Raw genomic sequence first — 15,603 nt, 5'->3', positions numbered from 1 at the left:
TACGGTCGTGCTCGCTGACGAGGGGACGTGAACGAGATGCCGACGAAGCTCAACCAGATCATCGCCGTCGAGAAGGGCGTGAAGAGCAAGTCCGTCCAGGATCTGGCGGCGGCCGGCCAGTCGACGCAGAAGGGGCCGCTGCTGTCCGGCATCTCGCGGACGTACCAGCCGAAGGACGAGGACGGCGAGCAGCTGTCCCCCGAGTCCACCCGGGTCCAGGTCACGGTCGAGGGCGTGCTGCGCGACGTGACGCGCTCCCTCACGCGGCTGTTCGACGTCACCGCCACCAAGGACTGGGCGAACTGCGCGGCGCGTGCCGACGTGACCGTGGACGGGACGGCCCTGGTGCGCGACGTGCCGGTCACCTACCTGCTCTTCCTGGAGAAGCAGCTGACCGACCTGCACTCCTTCCTGCGGAGGCTGCCGATCCTGGACGCGGCCGAGACGTGGACGTTCGACCCGTCCACCGACGTGTGGCGCACCGAGCCCGTCCGCACGGTGAAGACCAAGAAGATCCCGCGCAACCACGTCAAGGCGGAGGCGACGGAGAAGCACCCCGCCCAGGTCGAGGTCTACTACGAGGACGTCACCGTCGGGCACTGGACGACGGTGAAGTTCTCCGGCGCGCTGCCCGCCCGGCGGGTCAACGAGCTGCTCGACCGCGTGGAGAAGCTGCGGGACGCCGTGAAGTTCGCGCGGGAGGAGGCCAACGGCACCGAGGTGACCGACCAGCGCGTCGGCGACGCGCTGTTCGGCTACATCTTCGGCTGAGCCGGCACCGGCCCGGCCCGCGACAACTGAAGAGGATCCCCCCGCCGCCGCGCGGGGGGTGCGCGAGGAGCGCAAGCTGAAGCTGAAGCCGAAGCTGATCAGGGCGAGCGTTCAGTGCGGGTTCGAGTCCCGCCCCCGGCACCCGCGCCGGGGTGGCCCAACCGGTAGAGGCAGCCGCCCGCTCAACCTCAGATTCTCGCTCCAGGCTCAGCATTCACCGCCGATCGCCGGATCGCGCGGACGTGGACGACAACCCTTGGGATGCCGGTTCGAATCCGGCTCGCTCCGCTCGTGGGGCGATGGCGTAACGGCAACGCACAAGGGCCTCAGGATGATCCGCGTCCGCCTCGCACCGGCGTGCGAACTGGGCGGTAACCACAGGGGCCCGGGGGATGGCAAAACCCCCGGGCCCCGCTCCCGCTCCCCTCAGGTGAGGACGCGCCTGGTGAAGGTGCGGGTCGCGGCCCACGCCAGCAGGACCGTCCCGCCGACGATGGCCAGCAGGAACGCCCACGCCGGCATGTGCGGGATGTTCGGGGTGAGCGCGCTGCGCAGCCCCTCGCTGACGTAGACGAGCGGGTTGAACAGGCTGGCGATCTGCAGCCAGCGGATGTCGTCCAGCGCCGACCACGGGTAGTACACGCAGCCGAGCATCGTCATCGGCAGCAGCACCATCGCGAACAGGACCTGGACCTTCTGCGGATTCATGATCGTGCCGAGCAGCAGCCCGCCGGCGGCGGACATCAGCGATCCGGCCACCATGACCAGGATGAGCACCGGCCAGTTGTCCACGTGCACCTCGGGCGACTGGCCGTCGGCGTGGATGAACAGCACCGCGGGGAAGACCAGCAGGCCGCCGATCAGCCCCTGCGCCGCCGCGGCGATGATCTTCTGGGCGGCCAGCAGCGGGATGGGCACCGGCGCCAGCGCCCGGTCGGTGATGGACTTCTGCCAGGTCAGCTCCATCATCAGCGGGAAGATCACCGCCATCATCGCCTGCATGATGATGGACGAGCCGACCAGGCCCGGCACGAGGATGGTGGAGAACGACGGCCCGCCGGGCCCGCCCGCCATGGCCCCGCCGCCCAGCTTGGGCAGGACGTAGGCGAAGACGAACACGAACATCACCGGCTGCACCAGCACCCGGACGAACGTCGACAGGAAGTTCTTGCGCATGACCCGCGCCTCGCGCGCCATCATCGCGGCGAACGTGCGCGGAACGGTCGCCCGCGCCGGAGGCGGCGGCGCCAGGACGGTGGTGCTCATCGGAACTCTCCAATCCGGCCGCGGGGGGCGGCGAGTGGGGTACGTGGTGTGACGCGCGGCCGATGAGAGCCGGGCCGGCCTGACATCCCGCCGGGCCGGCGGGCTGTCAGGTCAATCGCGGTAGTCCCGTCCGGTGAGGGCGAGGAAGACGGTCTCCAGGCTGGGGCGCAGCTGGCTGGCGTCGGTGACCCCGACTCCGGCCGCGGCCCCGATCTCGACGAGTTCGCCGAGGATGCCGTCGGGTTCGGCGGCGAAGACGCGGATCTGGCCGTCGTTCACCTCGACCTTGCTGACGCCCTTCCGGTCGGAGAGCGCCTTGATCTCCTCCGGCGCGGGGGCGTCGTAGGAGACGGTGATGACGGTGTCGGCGCCGGCGCCGGACTTCAGCTGGTCCACCGTGCCGCTGGCGAGGATCCTGCCGTGGTCGACGACCGCGACCCGGTCGCAGAGCGCCTCGGCCTCCTCCATGTAGTGGGTGGTGAGCAGGATCGTCTGCCCGCCCGCCTGGAGGCCGCGCAGCACCTCCCACAGGTTGGTGCGGGTCTGCGGGTCGAGGCCGGCGGTCGGCTCGTCCAGGAACAGCACCTCGGGGCCGTGCATGAGGGCGCGGCAGATCATGACGCGCTTGGCCTGCCCGCCGGAGATCTCGAACGGGTTGCCGCCGCGCTGCTCGGTCAGCCCGAACAGCTCCAGCAGCTCGGCGGCGCGCTTGCGGGCGTCCCGGGCGCCCAGCCCGAAGTACCGGCCGCGGAACTCCAGGTTCTCGACGACGGTCAGGTCGCTGTCGAGGGTGTTGTTCTGCGAGACCACGCCGATGCGGCGCTTGATCTCTACGGCGTCCCGCACCACGTCCAGGCCGGTCACCCGCGCGCTGCCGCCGGTCGGGACGACCAGCGTGGTGAGCATGCCGATGGTGGTGGACTTGCCCGCGCCGTTCGGGCCGAGCAGCCCGAAGAACTCGCCGCGCGGGACGTCCAGGTCGATGCCCCGCACGGCGGGGACCGCCGGGCGCGGCCCGGCCGCGGGATAGGTCTTCTCGAGGCCGACCGTGCGTACGGCGGCCTCCGGGGGTTCGGTCATGCGCCGTCTCCCTCCGCTTCCTCTTCGTCGTCGTTGTCGTCGTGGAGATCGCTGTCGTCGGGATGGTTCTCGAGCCGTTCGATCAGCCGGAGCAGGAACCGGCGGACCGCCTCGACGTCGTCCTCGTCGGCCACGTCGTAGAGGCGGGCGAGGTCCCGCCCGATGGGCTCGGACTTCTCCGCGAGCAGCTCGCGGCCGGAGTCGGTGATGCGCAGCATGACCCCGCGCCGGTCGCGGTAGGAGGGCTCGCGCCGCACGTGCCCGTTGCGCTCCAGAGTGTCGACCACCGAGGTGACCGTGGCGGGGGTCACGTGCAGCCGCTTGGCGACCTCGCCGGGGCGCAGCCCGTCCTCGACGATGAGCAGCCGCAGCAGGAAGTACCCGGCGGGGCTGATGCCGTGCTTCTCGACGATCCGCCAGACGACGGGGCCCGCCAGCCGCGAGGCCGCGGCGAAGAGCCTGCCGATCGGCCACTCCTCCATGGGGCCGTACACCTTGAGGTCGTCGATACCGAAGTTCCCCATGGGCGATGATGTTAGAGGTCTGAACTTTAGTTGGCAAACCTTTAGCCCCCTAAATACTCGCGTCCGGACTCCTTGCTGTCAACATAGGTTGACAGACCCCGGGTGTCAACCATAGTTGACACAGGGCCGCGACCGCGCGGCGCTCGTCTCGGCAGATGGGACAACGGGCCCCCGGCGTTGAATAGGCATCCAAGGTCATGCATACTCTTGCTTGTTGTCTTCGAGAGGGCATGGGGCGATGGGAATCCGGACGGCGGTGGCGGGCGCCAGCGGTTACGCGGGCGGCGAGCTGCTGCGCATCCTGGCGGCACATCCAGAGTTCGAGATCGGCGCGCTGACGGCCGGCTCCAACGCGGGCACCGAGCTGGGCGCGCACCAGCCCCACCTGCGATCCCTGGCCGGGCGCGTCCTGGCCGAGACCACCCCCGACACCCTGGCCGGCCACGACGTCGTGTTCCTGGCGCTGCCGCACGGCCAGTCCGGGCCGCTCGCCGCACGGCTCGGCGAGGACGTGCTGGTCGTCGACTGCGGCGCCGACCACCGGCTCGCCGACGCGGCCGCCTGGGAGGCCTTCTACGGCACCCCCCACGCGGGCACCTGGCCCTACGGCCTGCCCGAGCTGCCCGGCCACCGGGACGCGCTGCGCGGCGCCAAGCGGGTCGCCGTCCCCGGCTGCTACCCGACCGCCGTCTCCCTCGCGCTGTTCCCGGCGCTCGCGGCCGGGCTCGCCGAACCCGACGCCGTCGTGGTCGCCGCGTCCGGCACCTCGGGCGCCGGACGGGCCCTCAAGCCGCACCTGCTGGGCAGCGAGGTCATGGGCTCGGTCGCCGCCTACGCGGTCGGCGGCACGCATAGGCATACGCCCGAGATGGTGCAGAACCTCAGCGCGGCCGCGGGGGAGCCGGTCACGGTCTCCTTCACCCCGACGCTCGCGCCGATGAGCCGCGGCATCCTCGCCACCTGCACGGCCAAGGCCCGTCCCGGCGTGACCGCCGCGGCGCTGCGCGCCGCCTACGAGACGGCCTACGGCGGCGAACCGTTCGTCGGCCTGCTGCCCGAGGGCACCTGGCCCGCCACGTCCATGACGCTCGGCGCGAACACCGTCCTCCTCCAGACGGCCCTGGACGAGGCCGCAGGCCGCGTCGTCGTCGTCGCGGCCGTCGACAACCTCGCCAAGGGCACCGCGGGCGGCGCGGTCCAGAGCGCCAACATCGCCCTCGGCCTCCCGGAAGAACTCGGGCTGACCACGATCGGAGTGTCCCCTTGAGCGTCACCGCCCCCCGGGGTTTCCGCGCCGCAGGCGTCGTCGCCGGGCTCAAGCCGAGCGGGACCCGCGACGTGGCCCTCGTCGTCAACGACGGGCCGTCCCGCGCGGCGGCCGGCGTCTTCACCCGCAACCGCGTGAAGGCCGCGCCCGTGCTGTGGTCGGAGCAGGTCCTCAAGGGCGGCCGCGTCCGCGCGGTCGTGCTGAACGCCGGCGGCGCCAACGCCTGCACCGGCGCCCGCGGCTTCCAGGACACCCACGCCACCGCGGAGAAGGCCGCCGAGCTGCTGGAGGACTCCGCCGGCGAGATCGCGGTCTGCTCCACCGGCCTGATCGGCGAGCGGCTCCCCATGGATCTGCTGCTGCCCGGCGTCGACAAGGCCGCCGCCGAGCTGTCGCGCGGCGACGGCGGGCTCGCCGCCGCCGACGCGATCCGCACCACCGACACCGTCGCCAAGATCTCCTTCCGGCAGGGCGCCGGCGGCTACATGATCGGCGCGATGGCGAAGGGCGCCGGCATGCTCGCCCCGTCCCTCGCCACGATGCTGTGCGTCGTCACCACCGACGCCGACCTGCCCGCCGAGGCGCTCGACCGGGCGCTGCGCGCCGCGACCGGCGCCACCCTCGACCGGCTCGACTCCGACGGCTGCATGTCGACCAACGACACCGTCCTGCTGCTGGCGTCCGGCGCGGCGGAGACCGTCCCCGACGAGGAGGAGTTCACCGCGCTGCTCACCGAGGTGTGCGCCGACCTCACCCGGCAGCTGCTCGTGGACGCCGAGGGCGCCTCCAAGGCCATCGCCATCGAGGTCGTCGGCGCCGCGTCTGTGGACGACGCCGTCACCGTCGGGAGGTCCATCGCCCGCAATAACCTGCTCAAGTGCGCGATCCACGGCGAGGACCCGAACTGGGGCCGGGTGCTGTCGGCGGTCGGGACCACCGACGCGGTGTTCGAGCCGGACCACCTCAACGTCGCGATCAACGGGGTGTGGGTGTGCCGGAACGGCGCGTCCGGCGACGACCGGGACAAGGTCGACCTGCGGCCCCGGGACGTGACGATCACCGTCGACCTGTCGGCGGGCCCGCACAGCGCCACCGTCTGGACGACCGACCTCACGGCCGACTACGTCCACGAGAACTCGGCGTACTCGACATGAGCGCGGTCACCAGCGGCGCGGAGATCCGCGGCAACCGGGCGGGCGTGCTGCCGAAGGCGGAGACGCTCATCAAGGCGCTGCCGTGGCTGGAGCGGTTCCACGGCAAGACCGTCGTGATCAAATACGGCGGGCACGCGATGACGGAGGAAGCGCTGCGGCACTCGTTCGCCGAGGACATCGTGTTCCTGCGCTACGCAGGGCTGAAGCCGGTGATCGTGCACGGCGGCGGCCCGCAGATCAGCGCGGCGCTCGCCCGCAACGGCATCGAGTCGGCGTTCACCGCCGGGCTGCGCGTCACCACCCCGGAGGCCATGGAGGTCGTCCGGATGGTGCTGACCGGGCAGGTGCAGCGCGACGTCGTCGGCCTCATCAACAGGCACGGCCCGTTCGCGCTCGGCATGTCCGGCGAGGACGCGAACCTGCTCACCGCCGAGCGCAAGCACGCGATCGTGGACGGCGCGCCGGTCGACATCGGCCAGGTCGGCGAGATCGTCGAGGTGCAGGTCGGCGCCGTCCGGGCGCTGCTGGACGACGGCCGCGTCCCGGTCGTCTCCAGCATCGCGCGCGGCGACGACGGCCAGGTCTACAACGTCAACGCCGACACGGCCGCCGCGGCGCTCGCCGTCGCGCTGGACGCGGCGAAGCTGGTCGTCCTCACCGACGTCGACGGCCTCTACGCGAACTGGCCCGACAGCGACGACGTGATCGACAGCCTCACCACCGACGAGCTGGCCGCGCTGCTGCCGGGCCTGTCCGCCGGGATGGTGCCGAAGATGGAGGCCTGCCTGGCGGCCGTGCGCGGCGGCGTCCCGCAGGCCCACGTGCTGGACGGCCGCGTCCCGCACTCGCTGCTGCTGGAGATCTTCACCGACGAAGGGATCGGAACGATGGTGCTGCCCAGCCTCCCGGGCGCCCCTGCCGAGGTGACGCCATGAGCGACCTCAGGCGAAGGTTCGAGGCCGCGTTCATGCCGAACTACGGCGTCCCGCCGCTCGCGCTGGCGCGCGGCGAGGGCTGCCGGGTCTGGGACGCGGACGGCCGCGAGTACCTCGACCTGATCGCCGGAATCGCGGTCAGCTCGCTCGGCCACGGCCACCCGGCGCTGGTGGAGGCGGTGTCGTCGCAGGTCGCGACGCTGGCGCACACGTCCAACCTGTTCCTGCACGAGCCCGAGGTGCTGCTCGCCGAGCGGCTCCGGGAGCTGCTCGGCGGCGACGGCAGGGTGTTCCTCAGCAACAGCGGCACCGAGGCCAACGAGTGCGCGCTGAAACTCGCCGTGAAGTACGGGAAGGCGAACGGCCGGTCGTACTTCGTCGCGGCGGAGAGCGGGTTCCACGGCCGGACGATGGGGGCGCTGTCGCTGACCGGCAAGGCCGCGATCCGGGAGCCGTTCGGGCCCTTCGCCATCGATGTCCGGTTCGTCCCCTACGGTGACGCGGACGCGCTGAAGGCCGCCGTGGACGAGGACTGCGCGGCGGTCTTCCTGGAGCCCGCGCTCGGCGAGGGCGGCGTCGTTCCGCCGCCGGACGGCTACCTCGCCGCCGCCCGCGCGATCTGCGACGCGACCGGCGCCCTGTTCGTCGCCGACGAGATCCAGTCGGCGATCGGCCGCACCGGCACCTGGTTCGCGTTCGAGCACGACAACGCCAGGCCGGACGTCCTCACCCTCGCCAAGGGCCTCGGCGGCGGCCTGCCGATCGGCGCGTGCGTCGCGTTCGGCCCGCACGGCGACCTGTTCGCCAAGGGCGACCACGGCAGCACCTTCGGCGGCAACCCGGTCGGGGCCGCCGCCGCCCTCGCCGTCCTCGGCACCATCGAAAAGGACGGCCTGCTCGCCAACGCCGTCGCGGTCGGCGACGTCCTCGCCGCCGGGCTCGGCGCCATCGACCATCCGCTGCTGGCGGGCGTGCGGGGCCGCGGGCTGTGGCGCGCCGCCGTCCTCACCGGACCGCACGCGCCGGCCGTGGAGGCCGCCGCGCGCGACGCCGGCTTCCTGGTCAACGCGGTGCAGCCGGGCGCGCTGCGGGTCGCGCCGCCGCTCGTCCTCACCGCCGCGGAGGCGCAGTCGTTCGCCGACGCCTTCCCGGCCGTCCTCGACGCCGCCTCCGCCGGACGGGAGGGATGACCGTGACCAGGCACTTCCTCCGCGACGACGACCTCACGCCGGCCGAGCAGGCCGACGTCCTCGACCTCGCCGCGAAGATCAAGAAGGACCGGTTCGGGCACCGGCCGCTGGAGGGCCCGCGGTCGGTCGCCGTCCTGTTCGACAAGCCGTCCACCCGGACCCGGCTGTCCTTCACCGTCGGCATCGCCGAACTCGGCGGCAACCCCCTGGTGATGGACGCGGGAACGAGCCAGCTCGGCCGCGGCGAGACCATCGCCGACACCGCGCGCGTCCTGGAGCGGCAGGTCAGCGCCATCGTGTGGCGGACGGCCGGGCAGGAGCGCATCGACGAGATGGCCGCCGGCACCACCGTCCCGGTCGTCAACGCCCTCACCGACGAGTTCCACCCCTGCCAGATCCTCGCCGACCTGCAGACCGTCCGGGAGGCGAAGGGCGACCTCGCCGGCGCCACCCTCTCCTACTTCGGCGACGGCGCCAACAACATGGCGCACTCCTACCTGCTCGGCTGCGCCACCGCCGGGATGCACGTCCGCGTCGGCGCCCCCGCGTCCCTGCCGCCGGACCCCGCGATCGTGGCGCGCGCCACCGAGATCGCCGCCGCCACCGGCGGGTCCGTGACCGTCACCGACGACGCCGCGCGGGCCGCCGCCGGAGCCGACGTCCTCGCCACCGACACGTGGGTGTCGATGGGGCAGGACGGCAAGGACACCTCGCTCTACGAGCCCTACGCGGTCGGCGAGGAGCTGCTCGCCCTCGCCGACTCCGAGGCGATCGTCCTGCACTGCCTGCCCGCCTACCGCGGCAAGGAGATCGCCGCGTCCGTCATGGACGGCCCCCAGAGCCGCGTCTGGGACGAGGCGGAGAACCGGCTGCACGCCCAGAAGGCGCTGCTCGTCTGGCTTCTGGAGCGCTCCCGGTGACGACCCCCATGACCAAGGCCGCCCGGCACGCCCGGGTGATCGAGCTGCTGACCCGGCATCCCGTCCACTCGCAGGGGGAGCTCGCGAAGCTTCTCGGCGACGAGGGCGTCGAGGTCACCCAGGCCACGCTGTCGCGCGACCTGGTCGAGATCGGCGCGGTGAAGCTGCGCGCCGACGACGGCAGCCTGATCTACGCCGTCCCCGGAGAGGGCGGCGAGCGGATCCGGCGGGCCCGCACCGGGGCCGCCGAGACCTTCACCGGACGGCTCTCCCGGCTCGCCGCGGAGCTGCTCGTCTCGGCCGAGGCGTCGGCCAACCTGGTCATGGTGCGGACCCCGCCCGGGGCCGCGCAGTACCTGGCCTCGGCGATCGACCACGCCGAATGGCCGACGATCCTCGGGACCGTCGCGGGCGACGACTCGATCCTCGTCATCGCCCGCGACCCCAACGGCGGGGAGGACGTCGCGCAAGCGCTCCTCAGGCTGACCAACGGGCGCGAACGACGAAGCTAGGGCCGCCTGGCGGCCCCATCCCAGCCTTCCGAATCCGAACACTTCGCACAGGAGACAAAGACCATGAGCGAGCGCGTCGTACTCGCGTACTCCGGGGGCCTGGACACCTCCGTCGCCATCCCGTACCTCGCCGAGCAGACCGGCGGCGAGGTCATCGCCGTCGCCGTCGACGTCGGCCAGGGCGGCGAGGACCTCGACACCATCCGCAAGCGGGCCCTCGCCTGCGGCGCCGCCGAGGCCGTCGTCGTGGACGCCAAGGAGGAGTTCGCCGCGGACTTCTGCGTCCCCGCGATGCAGGCCAACGCCCTCTACATGGACCGCTACCCGCTGGTGTCGGCGCTGTCGCGGCCGCTGATCGTCAAGCACCTGGTGTCGGCCGCGAAGGAGTTCGGCGGCACCACCGTCTCGCACGGCTGCACCGGCAAGGGCAACGACCAGGTCCGCTTCGAGGCCGGCCTCTCCGCCCTCGACCCCGAGCTCAAGGTCATCGCGCCCGCCCGCGACTTCGCCTGGACGCGCGACAAGGCCATCGCGTTCGCCGAGGACAAGGGCCTCCCGATCGACGTCTCGGCGAAGTCGCCGTACTCCATCGACCAGAACCTGTGGGGCCGGGCCGTCGAGACCGGGTTCCTTGAGGACATCTGGAACGGGCCCATCGAGGACGTCTACGACTACACCGCCGACCCCGCCGAGCCGCGCGAGGCCGACGAGGTCGTCATCACGTTCGCCGCGGGCGTGCCCGTCGCGCTGGACGGCCGCCCGCTCACCCCGTACCAGGTCATCGCCGAGCTGAACCGGCGCGCCGGCGCCCAGGGCGTCGGCCGCATCGACATGGTCGAGGACCGCCTCGTCGGCATCAAGAGCCGCGAGGTGTACGAGGCCCCGGCCGCGATCGCGCTGATGGCCGCGCACATGGAGCTGGAGAACGTCACGGTCGAGCGCGACCTGGCCCGCTTCAAGCGGTCCGTCGACCAGCGGTGGGGCGAGCTGGTGTACGACGGCCTGTGGTTCTCGCCGCTCAAGGACTCCCTGGACGCGTTCATCGCCGACGCGCAGAAGCACGTGTCCGGCGAGGTCCGGATGACGCTGCACGGCGGCCGCGCCGTCGTCACCGGCCGGCGCAGCGACGCGTCCCTCTACAGCTACGACCTCGCCACCTACGACACCGGCGACGCCTTCGACCAGAGCCTCGCCAAGGGCTTCGTCGAGCTCTGGAGCCTGCCCAGCAAGATCGCCGCGAAGCGCGACCGCGACCTGGAGTCCTGAGGCGCCGCGCCCCGGCTCCGCCAGTCCAAGCTCGTCGTTTGGATGGCGGCGGGTGGGGGCTGGAGGACGGTCGGCCGAGCGGAGCTTGTCGTTTGGGTGGCGGCGGGTGGGGGCTGGAGGACGGTTCGCCGTAATCTTGGCGGACGCGACGCCACCGCGTGGGGGGCGCCCGTGAGGGGCGTCCTCGCGCGGTGCGCGCGCGCCCGGCCGTGGCGGGGACGGCCGTGCGTGGTGAGATGAGACGACAACGTTCAGCGGTGGGAAGAAGAGGATCTACGTGACGAAGGCACCGACGCGGCTGTGGGGCGGCCGGTTCGAAGGCGGCCCGTCGGACGCGCTCGCGCGGCTCTCGGTGAGCGTCCAGTTCGACTGGCGGCTCGCCCCCTACGACCTGATGGGCTCGCGCGCGCACGCCCGCGTCCTCAACCGGGCCGGGCTGCTCACCGACGACGAGCTGGAACGCATGATCGGTGCCCTGGACGACCTGGAGGAGGCGTGCAGGTCCGGTGAGTTCCGGCCGACGGTCGCCGACGAGGACGTCCACACCGCCCTGGAGCGCGGCCTGCTGGAGCGGCTCGGCGCCCTCGGCGGCAAGCTGCGCGCCGGCCGCAGCCGCAACGACCAGGTCGCCACCGACCTGCGCCTGTACCTGCGCGACCACGCCCGGCAGATCGTGTCCCGGCTCGTCGAGCTGGAGACGGCGCTGATCGCGCAGGCCGAGCACAACCTCGGCGTCGCCGCGCCGGGCATGACGCACCTGCAGCATGCCCAGCCGGTGCTGTTCTCCCACCAGCTGCTCGCGCACGTCCAGCCGCTGACCCGCGACATCGACCGCCTGCGCGACTGGGACCGGCGCGCGGCGATCTCACCGCTCGGCTCCGGCGCCCTCGCGGGCTCGTCCCTGCCGCTGGACCCGCAGGCCACCGCCGCCGAGCTCGGCTTCGACGCCGCCGCGCCGAACTCCATGGACGCCGTCGCCGACCGAGACTTCGTCGCCGAGTTCCTGTTCGCCGCCGCGCTTGCCGGCGTGCACCTGTCGCGCCTCGGCGAGGAGGTGTGCCTCTGGGCGTCGCAGGAGTTCCGCTGGATCGAGATGGACGACACCTACGCCACCGGGTCGTCGATCATGCCGCAGAAGAAGAACCCCGACGTCGCGGAGCTGGCGCGCGGCAAGGCGGGCCGCCTCATCGGCCACCTCGTCGGCCTGCTCACCACGCTCAAGGGCCTGCCCCTCACCTACAACCGCGACCTGCAGGAGGACAAGGAGGGCGCGTTCGACGCGGTCGAGACGCTGCTGCTCGTCCTGCCCGCCATGTCGGGGCTCATCGCGACGATGCGGGTGAACACCGAGCGGCTGGAGGCCCTCGCCCCGGACGGGTTCGCCCTCGCCACCGACCTGGCCGAGCTGCTCGTCCGGCGCGGCGTGGCGTTCCGCGACGCGCACGAGGTCGTCGGCCACCTCGTCGTCTGGTGCCAGGTCAACGACAAGGACTTCGACGACCTCACCGACGAGGAGCTCGGCAAGGTGTCGCCGCACCTGACGCCGGACGTCCGCGAGGTGCTGAACGTCCAGGGCGCCCTGGCGTCGCGCAAGGCGTACGGGGGGACGGCGCCCGACCGCGTCCGCGAGCAGATCACCGCGCTGCGCGCCCAGGTCAACGAGCACGCCGCCTGGGCGTCGGGCTCCGACGCCTGACCCCGCCCGGCGTGCCGCGCCACCGCCGGGACGCCCCGTAGGCTGGCGTCCCGGCGTACCCCCTACACGACGGTGAGGCGATGGACGGAGCGTTGCTGCCACGGGACTTCTTCGACCGCCCGGTCGACGAGGTCGCGCCCTCGCTGCTCGGGCATGTGATCACCCACCGCACGGCGGACGGCGAGGTGGCCGCGCGGCTCACCGAGGTGGAGGCGTACGCGGGCCCGCTGGACCCGGCCTCCCACGCTTACCGGGGGCGGACGCCGCGCAACGAGGTGATGTTCGGGCCGCCCGGGCACGTCTACGTGTACTTCACCTACGGCATGCACTTCTGCATGAACCTGGTCTGCGGCCCGGAGGGGACGTCCATGGCGGTGCTGCTCCGCGCGGGCGAGATCATCGCGGGTGACGACGTCGCCCGGGCGCGCCGTCCCCGCTCGACCGTCCGCGACCTCGCCCGCGGCCCGGCCAGGCTCTGCCAGGCACTCGGCATCGCACGCGAGCAGAACGGCCTGGACGTGTGCATGCCCGGCGGGGAGATGACCGTCCTCAGGGGCGAGGCCGCGGATCCGGCACTGATCCGCAGCGGGCCGCGGACCGGCGTGAACGGCGCCAAGGAGGTGCCGTGGCGGTTCTGGATCGACGGCGACCCGACCGTCTCCCCGTACCGGCCGCACGTTCCGAGGCGGCGCAGGAAGGTCGGCGCGAATGACTGACCCCGCCCCTCCGGCCGTGCCCACGCCGGCGTCGGCGGCGCCGCCCGCCCCCGGGGCCCGGCGTCCGAGGAGGGTCTTCCGCACCGTGCTTGTGGCGCTCCTGGTCGCCGCCGCGGCCGTCGTCGCGATCGACCGCGTCGTGGTCAACAGGGTGGAGAAGCCGAAGTCGGTGGAGTTCGAGGCGGAGGGAGCGCGGTACGTCGGGCTGATCCGCGTGTCGAGCCGGGTGTTCGACCGGTACCAGGGTCATGACGTCTACATCGGCGACGATCCGGGCCTGGCCTACGGCCACTTCGAGCACGTGGAGCTGAACACCGGGGTGGCCCTTGAGATCGAGAGCGTGAAGTGGCAGGCGGACGGTGTCCGGGTGGCGTTCAACTCGGGACACGAGCTGTTCGTTCCGGTGCGCTACCGCGAGGGCCGTTGAATATCGTTGGCGTGACACGCGCCCGCCGGTGCAGGCTGGCGGGCGGAGGACATGCAAGCCGGAGACGAGGGAGACCGTGACCGACATCCTGGATGATCTCGCGTGGCGCGGCCTGATCGCGCAGTCCACCGATCTGGACGAACTGCGGGCACTGCTCGCCGCGGGACCGGTCACGCTCTATTGCGGGTTCGACCCGACGGCGCCCTCGCTGCACCTCGGCAACCTCATCCAGATCCTCACGCTGCGGCGCTTCCAGCGGGCGGGCCACCGGCCCATCGGCCTCGTCGGCGGCGCCACCGGCCTCATCGGCGATCCGAGCGGCAAGAGCGCCGAACGCGTCCTCAACTCGGAGGAGACCGTCGCGGGCTGGGTCGAGCGGGTCCGCGGCCAGGTGTCGAAGTTCCTCGAGTTCAACGACGGCCCGAGCGGTGCGACGATGGTCAGCAACCTCGACTGGACGGGCCCCATGTCCGCCATCGAGTTCCTGCGCGACATCGGCAAGCACTTCCCGGTCAACCGGATGCTCGCCCGCGAGACGGTCAAGGCCCGGCTCGACTCGACCGGCATGAGCTACACCGAGTTCAGCTACGTCCTGCTCCAGTCGATGGACTTCCTGGAGCTGTACCGGCGGCACGGCTGCCTGCTGCAGACGGGCGGCAGCGACCAGTGGGGCAACCTCACGGCCGGGGTCGACCTGATCCGCCGCGTGGAGGGCGGCAGCGCGCACGCGCTGACCACGCCGCTCCTCACCAAGGCCGACGGCACGAAGTTCGGCAAGACCGCCGGCGGCGAGACCTACTGGCTCGACCCGGAACTGACCTCGCCGTACGCGTTCTACCAGTTCTGGATCAACGCCGACGACCGGGACGTGGAGCAGTTCCTGAAGTTCTTCAGCTTCCGTCCCCGCGAGGAGATCGAGGACCTCGTCAAGCAGGGCGCCGACCGCCCGGCGGCTCGGGCCCCGCAGCGGGCGCTCGCCGAGGAGATGACGACGCTCGTCCACGGCGCGGACGAGACGGCCCGCGTCGTCGCCGCCTCCCGGGCGCTGTTCGGGCAGGGGTCCCTGGAGGAGCTGGACGAGCGGACGCTGAACGCGGCGCTGGCCGAGGTGCCCCGCGCCGAGGTGCCGTCCGGCGCCGACCTGCCGACCGTGGTGGACCTCCTGGCGGCGTCGGGCCTGTGCAAGAGCAAGTCGGAGGCCCGCCGCGCCATCGCCCAGGGCGGCGCCTACCTCAACAACGCCAAGGTCGAGTCGGAGGACGCCGCGCCGGCGGTCGGCGACCTGCTCCACGGTCGCTTCCTCGTCCTGCGCCGCGGCAAGCGCAATGTCGGGGGCGTCGAGGTCACCGCGTCCTGAACCGCCTTGTCGCCGCCCGCCCGGAAGCCCGCCGGGCGGGCGGTCGTCATGTCGCGGGCAAACTTCGGTAGATACACGTCACAGTGCGGTTACGAGGCAGGGTTCCGGGCAGTAACCTGACCCTGAAAACAGCAGGTGACCTGGGGTTTCACCCTCGTTCACGGTCGATTTGACGCCCCTGGCGAGTGGATCTAATGTTCTACTCGCCCCACGGGGGAGCGGGACGCCGAAGAGGCGGCCGGCCCCGAAGGGGATCCTCTGCAGACCATCTCGATGGAGATCTGTCTCCATCGATCGGGACGCGGAGACCAATCCGCTCCAGAGTTGGACAAACGGGACGGATTGGGTAGGCTTGAAGGGTTGCCCCGGAGCCGGGTCCTGCGAGAGCGGGGGTTCGGTGCGGTGGGTGTCCGTTTCTTGAGAACTCAACAGCGTGTTAAAAGCCAGTGCCTTTATCGGCTCGGTCTGTTGGCCGGGTCGCCCCGTGGCCATCCTCTTTCGGGGGGTTGGTGGGGATTTCTT

15 protein-coding genes are annotated in these 15,603 nt (G+C 72.0%); 12 read left to right on the top strand and 3 right to left on the bottom strand.

The genetic code is table 11. The features are described from left to right. Positions 1-36 precede the first annotated feature (36 nt). Positions 37-771: a DUF7873 family protein gene (locus tag SM611_RS34470; RefSeq protein WP_371954611.1), complete on the top strand. Its 735-nt coding sequence runs from the start codon at positions 37-39 to the stop codon at positions 769-771. A 426-nt stretch (positions 772-1,197) separates the two neighbouring features. Here the strand turns inward: SM611_RS34470 and SM611_RS34465 are convergent, their stop codons facing one another. The 3 genes from SM611_RS34465 to SM611_RS34455 all read right to left on the bottom strand — a co-directional run bounded on the left by SM611_RS34465 (position 1,198) and on the right by SM611_RS34455 (position 3,641). Then, positions 1,198-2,037 (bottom strand): ABC transporter permease, encoded by an 840-nt coding sequence (locus tag SM611_RS34465; RefSeq protein WP_371954529.1) that lies wholly within the window; start codon positions 2,035-2,037, stop codon positions 1,198-1,200. 111 nt (positions 2,038-2,148) lie between these two features. Continuing rightward, positions 2,149-3,117, bottom strand: coding sequence for an ABC transporter ATP-binding protein (locus SM611_RS34460; RefSeq protein ID WP_371954528.1), 969 nt, complete (start codon positions 3,115-3,117; stop codon positions 2,149-2,151). Next, the gene (locus tag SM611_RS34455; RefSeq protein ID WP_371954527.1) at positions 3,114-3,641 is read right to left on the bottom strand and encodes a MarR family winged helix-turn-helix transcriptional regulator; all 528 of its coding nucleotides are present in this window, start codon (positions 3,639-3,641) and stop codon (positions 3,114-3,116) included. The genes SM611_RS34460 and SM611_RS34455 overlap by 4 nt, the downstream gene beginning before the upstream one ends. Before the next feature lie 238 nt (positions 3,642-3,879). Here SM611_RS34455 and argC point away from each other — a divergent pair, with 238 nt between their 5' ends. From argC to tyrS, 11 genes are all read left to right on the top strand, one after another. Next, entirely contained in the window at positions 3,880-4,908 is a 1,029-nt protein-coding gene (gene argC / locus SM611_RS34450) for an N-acetyl-gamma-glutamyl-phosphate reductase (RefSeq protein ID WP_371954526.1), read from the top strand. Beyond that, the gene (argJ, locus tag SM611_RS34445; RefSeq protein ID WP_371954525.1) at positions 4,905-6,062 is read left to right on the top strand and encodes a bifunctional glutamate N-acetyltransferase/amino-acid acetyltransferase ArgJ; all 1,158 of its coding nucleotides are present in this window, start codon (positions 4,905-4,907) and stop codon (positions 6,060-6,062) included. The genes argC and argJ overlap by 4 nt, the downstream gene beginning before the upstream one ends. Further along, a complete protein-coding gene (gene argB, locus SM611_RS34440; RefSeq protein WP_371954524.1) occupies positions 6,059-6,997 on the top strand; it encodes an acetylglutamate kinase in 939 nt (312 codons plus the stop codon). The genes argJ and argB overlap by 4 nt, the downstream gene beginning before the upstream one ends. Continuing rightward, complete coding sequence (locus SM611_RS34435; protein ID WP_371954523.1) at positions 6,994-8,187, top strand: acetylornithine transaminase; 1,194 nt, start codon at positions 6,994-6,996, stop codon at positions 8,185-8,187. Before argB ends, SM611_RS34435 begins: the two co-directional genes overlap by 4 nt. A 2-nt stretch (positions 8,188-8,189) precedes the next feature. Then, positions 8,190-9,107 (top strand): ornithine carbamoyltransferase, encoded by a 918-nt coding sequence (gene argF, locus SM611_RS34430; protein ID WP_371954522.1) that lies wholly within the window; start codon positions 8,190-8,192, stop codon positions 9,105-9,107. An 8-nt stretch (positions 9,108-9,115) separates the two neighbouring features. Continuing rightward, entirely contained in the window at positions 9,116-9,619 is a 504-nt protein-coding gene (locus tag SM611_RS34425; protein WP_371954610.1) for an arginine repressor, read from the top strand. Positions 9,620-9,682: 63 nt separating this feature from the next. Next, the gene (locus SM611_RS34420; RefSeq protein WP_371954521.1) at positions 9,683-10,885 is read left to right on the top strand and encodes an argininosuccinate synthase; all 1,203 of its coding nucleotides are present in this window, start codon (positions 9,683-9,685) and stop codon (positions 10,883-10,885) included. 277 nt (positions 10,886-11,162) lie between these two features. Beyond that, entirely contained in the window at positions 11,163-12,581 is a 1,419-nt protein-coding gene (gene argH, locus SM611_RS34415; RefSeq protein WP_371954520.1) for an argininosuccinate lyase, read from the top strand. 80 nt (positions 12,582-12,661) lie between these two features. After that, positions 12,662-13,297 (top strand): DNA-3-methyladenine glycosylase, encoded by a 636-nt coding sequence (locus SM611_RS34410; protein WP_371954519.1) that lies wholly within the window; start codon positions 12,662-12,664, stop codon positions 13,295-13,297. An 85-nt stretch (positions 13,298-13,382) separates the two neighbouring features. Next, a complete protein-coding gene (locus SM611_RS34405) occupies positions 13,383-13,724 on the top strand; it encodes a hypothetical protein (RefSeq protein WP_371954518.1) in 342 nt (113 codons plus the stop codon). A 76-nt stretch (positions 13,725-13,800) separates the two neighbouring features. Next, on the top strand, positions 13,801-15,081 hold the full coding sequence (tyrS, locus tag SM611_RS34400) for a tyrosine--tRNA ligase (protein ID WP_371954517.1): 1,281 nt from the start codon (positions 13,801-13,803) through the stop codon (positions 15,079-15,081). Positions 15,082-15,603: the final 522 nt, after the last annotated feature.

This window comes from Actinomadura monticuli, assembly GCF_041463655.1.
Lineage (GTDB): Bacteria > Actinomycetota > Actinomycetes > Streptosporangiales > Streptosporangiaceae > Spirillospora > Spirillospora monticuli.
Note: the sequence above shows the minus strand (reverse complement) of the source record. Positions and strands in the feature narration are given on the sequence as shown.

What these genes read in the sequence shown, in the direction of transcription:
- SM611_RS34470 (WP_371954611.1), top strand. Translation starts at nt 37, where the DNA reads ATGCCGACGAAGCTCAACCAGATCATCGCCGTCGAGAAGGGCGTGAAG.
- SM611_RS34465 (WP_371954529.1), bottom strand. Translation starts at nt 2,037, where the DNA reads ATGAGCACCACCGTCCTGGCGCCGCCGCCTCCGGCGCGGGCGACCGTT.
- SM611_RS34460 (WP_371954528.1), bottom strand. Translation starts at nt 3,117, where the DNA reads ATGACCGAACCCCCGGAGGCCGCCGTACGCACGGTCGGCCTCGAGAAG.
- SM611_RS34455 (WP_371954527.1), bottom strand. Translation starts at nt 3,641, where the DNA reads ATGGGGAACTTCGGTATCGACGACCTCAAGGTGTACGGCCCCATGGAG.
- argC (WP_371954526.1), top strand. Translation starts at nt 3,880, where the DNA reads ATGGGAATCCGGACGGCGGTGGCGGGCGCCAGCGGTTACGCGGGCGGC.
- argB (WP_371954524.1), top strand. Translation starts at nt 6,059, where the DNA reads ATGAGCGCGGTCACCAGCGGCGCGGAGATCCGCGGCAACCGGGCGGGC.
- SM611_RS34435 (WP_371954523.1), top strand. Translation starts at nt 6,994, where the DNA reads ATGAGCGACCTCAGGCGAAGGTTCGAGGCCGCGTTCATGCCGAACTAC.
- SM611_RS34425 (WP_371954610.1), top strand. Translation starts at nt 9,116, where the DNA reads ATGACCAAGGCCGCCCGGCACGCCCGGGTGATCGAGCTGCTGACCCGG.
- SM611_RS34420 (WP_371954521.1), top strand. Translation starts at nt 9,683, where the DNA reads ATGAGCGAGCGCGTCGTACTCGCGTACTCCGGGGGCCTGGACACCTCC.
- SM611_RS34410 (WP_371954519.1), top strand. Translation starts at nt 12,662, where the DNA reads ATGGACGGAGCGTTGCTGCCACGGGACTTCTTCGACCGCCCGGTCGAC.